Annotated in this window: 9 protein-coding genes; 7 read left to right on the plus strand and 2 right to left on the minus strand. The window is 64.7% G+C overall.

Going from position 1 to position 9,475, the window contains the following annotated elements; all coding sequences use genetic code 11:
- From RUW20_RS07695 to arsC, 5 genes are all read left to right on the plus strand, one after another.
- Window positions 1-282 (plus strand): helix-turn-helix transcriptional regulator (locus RUW20_RS07695; protein ID WP_313951620.1); only part of this gene is annotated, 282 nt, incomplete at its 5' end.
- On the plus strand, window positions 279-1,583 hold the full coding sequence (locus tag RUW20_RS07700) for a type II toxin-antitoxin system HipA family toxin (RefSeq protein WP_313951621.1): 1,305 nt from the start codon (window positions 279-281) through the stop codon (window positions 1,581-1,583). The genes RUW20_RS07695 and RUW20_RS07700, both read left to right, overlap by 4 nt.
- Window positions 1,580-2,785 (plus strand): ABC transporter permease, encoded by a 1,206-nt coding sequence (locus RUW20_RS07705; protein WP_313951622.1) that lies wholly within the window; start codon window positions 1,580-1,582, stop codon window positions 2,783-2,785. Before RUW20_RS07700 ends, RUW20_RS07705 begins: the two co-directional genes overlap by 4 nt.
- Before the next feature lie 219 nt (window positions 2,786-3,004).
- Entirely contained in the window at window positions 3,005-4,048 is a 1,044-nt protein-coding gene (locus RUW20_RS07710) for an SGNH/GDSL hydrolase family protein (protein ID WP_313951623.1), read from the plus strand.
- Between the two features lie 85 nt (window positions 4,049-4,133).
- Window positions 4,134-4,487: an arsenate reductase (glutaredoxin) gene (arsC, locus tag RUW20_RS07715; RefSeq protein WP_313951624.1), complete on the plus strand. Its 354-nt coding sequence runs from the start codon at window positions 4,134-4,136 to the stop codon at window positions 4,485-4,487.
- A gap of 26 nt (window positions 4,488-4,513) precedes the next feature.
- On the opposite strand, the gene RUW20_RS07720 is transcribed toward arsC, so the two are convergent.
- Together RUW20_RS07720 and RUW20_RS07725 are read right to left on the minus strand one after the other, a co-directional pair.
- Complete coding sequence (locus tag RUW20_RS07720; protein WP_313951625.1) at window positions 4,514-6,361, minus strand: glutamine--tRNA ligase/YqeY domain fusion protein; 1,848 nt, start codon at window positions 6,359-6,361, stop codon at window positions 4,514-4,516.
- Window positions 6,362-6,453: 92 nt separating this feature from the next.
- Window positions 6,454-6,915: a type II toxin-antitoxin system RatA family toxin gene (locus RUW20_RS07725; RefSeq protein ID WP_313951626.1), complete on the minus strand. Its 462-nt coding sequence runs from the start codon at window positions 6,913-6,915 to the stop codon at window positions 6,454-6,456.
- 298 nt (window positions 6,916-7,213) lie between these two features.
- On the opposite strand from RUW20_RS07725, the gene tdt reads away from it, so the two are divergent.
- Together tdt and RUW20_RS07735 are read left to right on the plus strand one after the other, a co-directional pair.
- Window positions 7,214-8,269 carry a tellurite-resistance/dicarboxylate transporter gene (tdt, locus tag RUW20_RS07730; protein WP_313951627.1) on the plus strand — a complete coding sequence of 352 codons (1,056 nt, stop codon included), beginning with the start codon at window positions 7,214-7,216 and terminating at the stop codon, window positions 8,267-8,269.
- 37 nt (window positions 8,270-8,306) lie between these two features.
- Entirely contained in the window at window positions 8,307-9,308 is a 1,002-nt protein-coding gene (locus RUW20_RS07735; RefSeq protein WP_313951628.1) for a cation diffusion facilitator family transporter, read from the plus strand.
- Window positions 9,309-9,475: the final 167 nt, after the last annotated feature.

Raw genomic sequence — 9,475 nt, forward strand, 5'->3', positions numbered from 1 at the left:
CGCATCGAGCGCAACCTCACCCAGGCGGCCCTGGCGGAGCTGGCGGGGGTGGCCAAGCGGACGGTCGAACGCCTGGAATCGGGCGAGGTGGCGACCCGGCTTTCGGGTTTTCTGCGGGTGTGCCGGGTGCTCGGTTTGCTGGAGCGCTTCGAGCTTCTCCTGCCGGAGGCCGTGCCCGGCCCGATGGCGCAGTTGAAGCAGCAGGGCCGCAAGCGGCAGCGGGCCACGGCGGTGAAGGCCGAGCCGGGCGAGAAGAAGTGGACCTGGGGTGAGCCGAGATGATCGCCAAGGTCCAGCTCTGGGGTCGGACCATCGGCGCGGTGTCGCTGCTGGAAGGGCGGGAGGTGGCGGCCTTTCAGTACGACCCGCAGTTCGCGCGTAGCGGCATCGAGATTTCGCCGCTGACCATGCCCTTGAGCGAGCGGGTGCATGAGTTCCCGGCGCTGCCACGTGAGGCCTTCCACGGTCTGCCGGGGCTGCTGGCGGATTCGCTGCCGGACCGCTTCGGCAACGCCCTGATCGATACCTGGCTGGCCACCCAGGGCCGCACGCCGGAGAGCTTCAACGCGGTCGAGCGCCTCTGCTACACCGGCCGGCGCGGCATGGGTGCGCTGGAGTTTGCGCCGGTGCTGGGGCCGCAGGCCCGAACGACGGCGAAGATCGAAATCGATGCGTTGGTGCGGCTGGCCGGCGAGGTATTGACGCATCGAAACGACCTCCAGGGGCATTTTCACGAGGCCGGCATGGGCAAGGCGCTGCGCGACATCCTCAGCGTCGGTACGTCCGCCGGCGGCGCCCGGGCGAAGGCGGTGATCGCCTGGAACCCGTCTACCAACGAGGTGCGCTCGGGACAGATTGCGGCGGGCGAAGGTTTCGAGTACTGGCTGCTGAAATTCGACGGTGTTTCAGGCAACAAGGACAAGGAGCTGGAAGACCCGAAGGGATACGGCGCCATCGAGTATGCCTACCACCTGATGGCCAGGGCGGCGGGCATCACCATGAGCGCGTGCCGGCTGTTGGAAGAGAGTGGGCGGCGGCACTTCATGACCCGCCGCTTCGATCGCTTGCCAGGCGGGGAAAAGCTGCACATGCAGTCGCTGGGGGCGCTGGCGCATTTCGATTTCAATCAGGCCGGGGCCTACGCCTACGAGCAGGTACTGCTGACCATTCGCCAGTTGCAGCTGCCGATGACCGCGCTGGAGGAGCAGTTCCGCCGGATGGTCTTCAACATCGTCGCGCGCAATCAGGACGACCACGTCAAGAACATCGCCTTCCTGATGAACAAGGAGGGCGAGTGGACGCTCGCCCCGGCCTTCGACATCACCTACAGCTACAACCCATCCGGTTCGTGGACGGCGATGCATCAGATGACGCTGAATGCGAAACGGGACGGCTTCACGCTGGAGGATTTCAAGGCTTGCGCCAAGGCTGCGCTGATGAAGCAGGGGCGCGCCGCGACGATCATCGAGGAAGTGCAGGCGGTGGTTAAACGCTGGCCGCAGTTTGCCGCTGAGGCGCGCCTCTCCGACGAATGGCGAGACAGGATTCAAAACACCCACAGGCTGTCTTTCCCGGAAAGATGATTCGCCCCCGCGACTCCCTGCAACTCGCCCTGCGCGCGATCACCGCGCACCGGCTGCGCAGCTTCCTGACCCTGCTGGGCATCGCCGTCGGTATCGCGGCAGTGATTCTGCTGACCTCGATCGGCGAGGGCATCCACCGCTTCGTGCTCGCCGAGTTCACCCAGTTCGGTACCAACGTGATCAGCGTCGCCCCGGGCCGGACCAAGACCGCAGGGCACGCGCCGACCGGCATTCCGACCTCGGTACGACCGCTGACGCTCGACGATGCCCGCGCCCTGGAACGCCTGCCGCACATCACCGGCATGACGGCGACGGTGTGGGGAAACACCGAGGTCAATGCCAATGGCCGCCTGCGCCGCACCACCGTCAACGGGGTCAGCGCCGACATGCTCAAGGTGTTCAGCATCAAGGTGCGCAGCGGCCAGTTCCTGCCCGCCGAGGACGCCGACAGCGCGCGTGCCTTCATTGTGCTGGGCGCCCGGCTCAAGGAGGAGTTGTTTGGCACGGCGAATCCTCTCGGTGCGCGGGTAGGCGTCGGTGGCTTGCAGTTCCGCGTCATTGGTGTCCTCGAAGCCAAGGGGCAGTTTCTCGGCATTGACCTCGACGACGCAGCCTATATTCCGACCGCTCGGGCGATGGAGTTGTACAACCGCGACGGGATCATGAAGATCGATCTGTCGTACGAGGAGGGCGCACGCGCCGCCGGTGTCAGTGCCCTGGTCAAGGCGACGCTGGCGGCGCGCCACGGCCGCGAGGATTTCACCATCACCACGCAGGAAGACATGCTGCGCACGCTGTCGAACATCCTCGACATCCTGACCATGGCCGTCGGCGCACTGGGCAGCATTTCCCTGCTCGTCGGCGGCGTCGGTATCGTCACCATCATGACCATTGCCGTCACCGAACGGACCGGTGAAATCGGCCTGCTGGTGGCCCTCGGCGCGCCGCGGCGGACGATCCTCGGCCTGTTTCTCGGCGAGGCGGTTGCCCTGTCGGCGCTCGGTGGCTTGATGGGTCTGCTGCTCGGCTTCGGCCTGGCGCAGTTGATCCACCTGCTGGTGCCGGCGTTGCCGGTGCACACGCCGCTCACTTTCGTGGCCTTCGCCGAGTGCATTGCGGTGGTCATCGGCCTGCTCGCGGGGGTGTTGCCCGCCCGGCGCGCGGCACGGTTGAACGCGGTAGACGCGTTGCGCGCCGAATGAGGCGCCGCGGATCGGCGAAGGCCGACTGGCGCGCTGCCGCATCTCGCCGGTGACCCTGGCACACCAAGGGTGTCGGTAATTTTTACAGTGGACAACGTTTCAGCCTGTGTAGGAAACAAGATGGCTCGCGAAAACAGCGCCTTGCGCGTTCCGGCATGTTTCTTGCTTGCGACTCGACGTTCGTCAAACCGACGTGGGTCAACTGGAAAGGAGTACAAGATGAACAAGCTTCTCCGCACCTTGGCGCTGCTGTTGGTAGTCGGCGTGCCGACTTCGGCCAGCGCTGCCTTGCAGCAGTTGACCGATCTCTTCGTCTTTGGCGACAGCCTTTCGGATGGTGGCAACAGCGGGCTGCTGAGCCAGGCGGCCACCGCGGGCCTACCCGGCGGCCCCGTCACTTTCCCGCCGCCGCCGTATTACAACGGTCAGTATTCGAACGGCCCGGTCGCCGTCGAATATCTGTGGAACATGTACAACCCGGGCAATACCAGCTTCGGGCCTTCGCTGGCCGGCGGAACCAACTATGCGATCGGTGGCGCGACCACCGGGCTGGAGAGCTTCAACTCGGTCAATCCGAATGTGCCCGCCGCACTGCAGCCGGTCTACGCAGAGAAGAGCAACGCGTGGGAACTGGCGACTTTCGCGGCCCAGAGCCCGGTCTTCGACCCGGCGACTTCGCTCTTTGTCGTCTGGTTGTTTCCGAATGACCTGTTCTACGCGGATACCACCGGAACCCTGCCCGGTACGGTGCCTGGTTCTTCGGGCGGAGCCAACCTGATCAGCAATGGCGTGGCGAACATCGTCGCCACGGTGCAGACGCTGGCCGCCGCCGGCGCGCAACACGTTCTGGTGCCGAACATGCCGGACCTCGGGCAAACCCCCGCGTTCCTCGGCAACGCCGGGGTGTCGGGATTGAGCGCGTTGTTCAACGCGAGCCTTGCCCTGGCCATGAACAGTCTGGACGCCGCGCTTCCCTCGACCGAGATTGTCCAGTTCGATACGGCTGCAGCGCTCAACGACATCATTGCCAACAAGAGCGCCTACGGTTTTGACGTCGCCGACCGGGCGTGCGTGGATAACCTCCTCAACGGTCAGTGCAATCCGGCTACCTGGATGTTCTGGGACGGCGTACACCCGACGACCAGGACGCACGAAATTCTGGCGGCAAGGTTCTACGCCGCGGTGCCCGAGCCAAGCGCCATCCTGCTGTTCGCCATCGGCCTCTTCGGGCTGGTGGTGACGGGCCGGCGCAAGGCGCCGTAGGGGCCCTCGCTGGTTTGCCCGGAGCCCCGCTGCGGCGGGGCTCGTCGCGTGACGAGCACGCTTTTTCTTTCTCCAGGGGTCATCGATGAGCGACATTCCGCTGCGCATTTATCACAACAACCGCTGTTCGAAGAGCCGTGCCGCCTGCCAGTTGATCGCCGAAAAAGGCATCGCTGCCGAGATCGTCGACTACCTTGCAAACCCACCGAGCCGCGAGGAACTGCGTGCGCTGCTCGACAAGCTGGGGATGAAGCCGGTGGAACTCGTACGCCGTGGCGAAGCCGTTTTCAAGGAGCATTACGCGGGGCGGTCGCTGAGCGACGACGAGTGGCTGGATGCGCTTGTCGCTCACCCAATTCTGATCGAGCGGCCGATCGCCGTGCGCGGCGAGCGGGCCGTTCTCGGTCGGCCGCCCGAGAAGGTGCTCGAACTGCTATAGGCGAAACGGCGGGATGAGCAGGTGCCTCATTTTCGCTGGCCAGCCTTGGCCGACCACGAATCCCTGAGCGTCACGGTCCGGTTGAACACCGGTTTGCCGGCGATTGAATCGACCCGGTCGGCGACAAAGTAGCCATGCCGTTCGAACTGGAAGCATTCTTCGGGCTGGGCGCTTTTCAGTGCCGGTTCGAGCCAGGCCTGGATGATACGCATGCTGTCCGGATTGAGATCGTCGCGGACGTCGCGTTCCATGCCATCGGGGTCGCCTTCCCTTCTGGCACCTGGCGAAGGAACGGCGAATAGACGGTCGTACAGGCGTATTTCGGCAAGGCAGGCTTCGGCCACCGAAACCCAGTGCAGGTTGCCCTTGACCTTGTAGCTGTCCGCGCCTTCCGTGCCACTTCTCGAGTCGGGGAAGTATTCGCAATGGACGGCACTGACCGTCCCGGTCGCGTCGCAGTCGAAACCGGTGCACTTGATCACATAGGCGTAGCGCAGACGAGCCAGGTTGCCTGGATAGAGCCGGTGGTAGCCCTTGCTCGGCTCGACCATGAAATCTTCGCGCTCGATCCACAGCTCGCGGCCAAAGGGCATTGCACGCTTGCCAGCCTCCGCTTTAAGCGGATGGTTGGGCGCGTAGCAGTCCTCGCTGTCGCCGGCCGGATAGTTGTCGATGATCAGCTTGAGCGGATCGAGCACCGCGACGCGGCGCTCGGCCGATTGGTTGAGCACTTCGCGCATGCTGTCTTCGAGCAGCGTGTACTCGATCAGCGAATCGGCTTTCGATACGCCGACGCGCTCGGCAAACAGGCGAAAGCCTTCCGCCGGGTAGCCGCGGCGACGTGCGCCGACCAGCGTCGGCAAGCGCGGGTCGTCCCAACCAGCGACGTGTTTCTCCTCGACCAGTTGGATCAGTTTGCGCTTCGAGAGGACGATGTAGGTCAGGTTAAGGCGCGAGAACTCGATCTGCTGCGGCAGGGGCCGCTGCAACAGCCCGCCCTCGGCCAGGCGCTCGAGCAGCCAGTCGTAGAAGGGGCGCTGGTCGGCGAACTCGAGTGTGCAGATCGAGTGGGTGATGTTCTCGAGCGCGTCTTCGATCGGATGGGCATAGGTGTACATCGGATAGACGCACCAGCGGTCACCGGTGTTGTGGTGGCTGGCGTGGCGGATGCGGTAGATCGCCGGATCGCGCAGATTGATGTTCCCGGCCGCCATGTCGATGCGCGCACGCAGGATGTGCGTGCCGTCGGGAAACTCGCCGGTCTGCATGCGCTTGAAGAGATCCATGCTCTCCTCGGCACTGCGCTGGCGGAAAGGCGAGTCGGCGCCGGCTTCGGTGAGCGTGCCGCGACTGGCGCGCATCTCGTCGGCACTCTGACTATCGACGTAGGCATGGCCGCTGCTGATCAGATACTCGGCGAACTCGACCATCCAGTCGAAGTAGTTGGAGGCGAAATAGAGGTTGGATTCGTCGTCCGACTGGCCTTCGGCAAGCGGCCCTTGCCACGAAAAGCCGAGCCAACGCACGGCATCGACGATCGAGTCGACGTATTCCTGCTCCTCTTTCTCCGGATTGGTGTCGTCAAAACGCAGGTGGCAGCGGCCGCCGTAGTCCTGCGCCAGGCCGAAGTTGAGACAGATCGACTTGGCGTGGCCGAAATGCAGGTAGCCGTTGGGTTCAGGGGGAAAGCGCGTGCGGATCTTCGCCGGGTCGAGCGCACCGGCGAGTTGCTGGGCACCCGGGCCGGGCTGACCCGACCACCTGCGTGCGGCGTGCTTACCGGCGGCGAGGTCGGCTTCGATGATGTTGCGGATGAAGTTGGTGCTGGCGATGCTCGAGGTGCTCGCCGCACTGCTGCTTGACTCCTTGCTCACGGGGCCGTCCTTGGTTCGAGAAGCCTCGCATTCTAACCGGCCGCGGCGGCAAAACCGCGAAGCGGGAAGAAATCGCCGAGCGATACCGGCGTCTACACGGGCGTTGCGCCAGACCGACCGTCCTGCTCGGCCAGCGCCAGCGCGCGGGCTTCAAAGGCGCTGACCATGCTGGTGGCCATCGGCAGAATCAGCAGCTGGATGACCGGCATCAGGAACAGCGAGCGCGTCTCGCAGTCGAGCGCGAAGTCGACCTGGCAGTGCGCTTCGCCCAGCGGGGCAAAGCTCCAGCGGATATTGAAGTGGCCGAACGACCGATCGTTGGAGAGGACGGTGATGTTGCGCGGACGATCGAGCTCTGTACGGGTGCGAAAGCGGTGCATCAGCAGTCCGAGCGCCAGGCTCTGCTCGGTCTCGTAGGCGCCGTCTTCGCGGTGAACGATCTTCGCCTCGCGGATCAGCGGGACGAACTCGGGATAGCGTTCGACGTCGGCGACGACATCGAACAGGCATTCGGGTGCCAGGGCTATGCTGCGGCTTTCGCGATGGGTTGCCATGGGCTTTTGCCTCCCGATTGCTGTTTCGCTGGCCAGGCTCCTCGCCGGAACCGGGCAGCGCGATCGCCGGACCCTGCGTGGTCGGCCGACGCCTGGTGGCGGCACTTATGAGCAAGGTCTTCGATAATAGCAATCTTATTCGCCGCAGTGGCATGGCAATGATCTGTAATCGGGTCTGCAATCAGCGCCCCTCAAGGTGGCAGCGGGAATTGATTCGACTGCCGTGGCGAGGGGTCTACCCGCTGAACGTCTTCCTGGTGGATAATTAGCGTTTGCTAATGCAGGAGCCATTCATCCGATGTCCGCCGCATTGTCCGCACGCCCTGGTGTCGCCGAGATCGTTCGCAATTTTGCACCGGGGTGGTTCGCCGCGGTGATGGGGACCGGCGTCGTGAGCCTCTCGACGCTGACGCTCTCTGCCCGTTGGCCGCTCCTTGGCGGGCTCGCCTGGAGCTTTCATTACTTCAACCTGCTGTGCTTCTGTGTTCTGGCGGTGCCTTGGCTGGCCCGCTGGATCAAGTATCGAGAGCTGGCGCTGGCACCCTTGCAGCATCCAGTTCAGGCCAGTTTCTATCCGACCATTGCCATCGCCATGATGGTCATCGCCGCGCAGTTCCTGGCTTTTGACGGACAGGTCGAACTCGCCTTGCTGTTCTGGTGGCCCGGGGTGGCGCTGACCTTCGTTTTCAGCTTCGCCGTGCTCTACGCCATGTTCAGCGGCGAGCATGTCAACCTCGAGCACGTGACGCCGGCCAATTTCATTCCGGCGGTCGGGCTGGTGGTGATCCCGATTGCCGGCGGCCCGCTACTCGGTCACATGCAGGGAAGTACCCGGGATCTGGCACTGCTGGTCAATGTCGTCGGCCTCGGCGCCGGTTCACTGATGTATCTCGGTCTGCTTGCTCTGACGCTGCAGCGCAAATATCTGGCCAAGCCGGCTGTCGGCATTCTGGCACCGACGGTGTGGATCCATCTTGGGCCGCTCGGCGTCATTCCGGTGAGTCTACTCAATCTGGCCGACCATCTTCCGTTCGCCGTGCCAGGCGGCACAGTGCTTCTTGCCGGTCTTCTATTGTGGGGCTTCGGCGTATGGTGGGTGGTGATGGCCGCCCTGCTCACAGCCGCGGCACAGCGTCGCGGGATGCTACCGTTCGCGCTGTCCTGGTGGTCCTTTACCTTTCCGCTCGGCTCGTTCGTGTCGGCCAGTTTTCGGCTCGCACGGGAGTCCGGCCTGGCTGGTGTGGAAATGCTTGGAATTGGCTGCTGGGTGTTGCTGCTTGCGCTCTGGCTGATCACCGCGTGGCGCACCGCGCGCGGCATCGGCAGCGGCGCGCTTTTTCGCCCTCATCCCTGAGCGCTCTTCCCGCGATGTCGGCTAGAATGCCGGCACCATGAGCGCTGAACACCATCACGACCACGACGCGGGCGGCCATCGCGAGCACGCCCATCATCAGCACGGCGCGCACGATCATCAGCACGACGGTCACGCCCATCATCACGGTGCGGATGCTGGCCCACGCCTGATCTGGGCGCTGGTGCTGACCCTCGGTTTTGCCGCGGTCGAAGCGCTGACCGGTTTCTGGTCGGGCTCGCTGGCGCTGCTCGGCGATGCCGGGCACATGGTTACCGACAGCGCGTCGCTGGGCCTTGCCGCTTTTGCCGCCGCGCTGGCCAAACGCCCGCCGACGCAGCGCCACACCTACGGCTACGGGCGTGTCGAGACCCTGGCCGCGCTGGCCAACGTTGTTTTCATGGTGCTGGTGGTGGTCGCCATCTCGGTGGTGGCGGTGCGCCGCATCCTCGAACCGGGGGCGGTCAACGGCGAAGCGGTGACGATTGTCGCGGCGATCGGCCTGTGCCTCAACATCGGCGTCGCCTGGCTGCTGATGCACGGCGAGCAGACGATGAATACCCGTGGCGCATTGCTGCACGTGCTCGGCGATCTGCTCGGCTCGGTGGCCGCGCTGGTGTCCGGTGCGGTGATCATGTGGACCGGCTGGACACCGGTCGACCCGCTGCTTTCCTTGCTGATCTGCGCCCTGATGCTGGTGTCCAGTTTGCGCCTCCTGCGTGAGGTGCTGCAGGCGTTGATGGAAGGCGTGCTGGTCAGCCTGTCTACGGAACAGGTCGGCCGCCTGCTGGCGAGCGTGCCGGGCGTCGCCTCGGTGCACGATCTGCACATCTGGACCCTGTCTTCGAACCGTATTGCCCTCTCCGCACATCTGGTCGTCGAATCCCTCGCCCACTGGCCGGCGGTCCTCGCCGCCAGCCGGCATGCGCTGGCCGAGCAGGGCATCACGCACGTCACGCTGCAGCCGGAACCGTTGAGCAACGCCATTCGCTGGCTGCCAGCAGGCGAGACCTGGCCGCAGCAGGCAAGCGAGGGAAAGTAAAGAGCTTGGATCTCAGTGAGCCCCCGGCGCACGAACTGGCCGACCTGCGCGCTCTCCTCGAGGCCTGCGCCTTGCCTGTCGCCGACCTCGACACGAGCCATCTGCCGGGATTTCTGGTCGCTCGCGATGACCGGCGGCTGATCGCCGCGGCCGGCCTGCAGCCCTGT

The organism is Accumulibacter sp. (genome assembly GCF_032229525.1).
In the GTDB taxonomy this organism is placed as follows: Bacteria; Pseudomonadota; Gammaproteobacteria; order Burkholderiales; family Rhodocyclaceae; genus Accumulibacter.

What these genes read in the sequence shown, in the direction of transcription:
- RUW20_RS07700 (WP_313951621.1), top strand. Translation starts at nt 279, where the DNA reads ATGATCGCCAAGGTCCAGCTCTGGGGTCGGACCATCGGCGCGGTGTCG.
- RUW20_RS07705 (WP_313951622.1), top strand. Translation starts at nt 1,580, where the DNA reads ATGATTCGCCCCCGCGACTCCCTGCAACTCGCCCTGCGCGCGATCACC.
- RUW20_RS07735 (WP_313951628.1), top strand. Translation starts at nt 8,307, where the DNA reads ATGAGCGCTGAACACCATCACGACCACGACGCGGGCGGCCATCGCGAG.
- RUW20_RS07725 (WP_313951626.1), bottom strand. Translation starts at nt 6,915, where the DNA reads ATGGCAACCCATCGCGAAAGCCGCAGCATAGCCCTGGCACCCGAATGC.
- arsC (WP_313951624.1), top strand. Translation starts at nt 4,134, where the DNA reads ATGAGCGACATTCCGCTGCGCATTTATCACAACAACCGCTGTTCGAAG.
- tdt (WP_313951627.1), top strand. Translation starts at nt 7,214, where the DNA reads ATGTCCGCCGCATTGTCCGCACGCCCTGGTGTCGCCGAGATCGTTCGC.
- RUW20_RS07710 (WP_313951623.1), top strand. Translation starts at nt 3,005, where the DNA reads ATGAACAAGCTTCTCCGCACCTTGGCGCTGCTGTTGGTAGTCGGCGTG.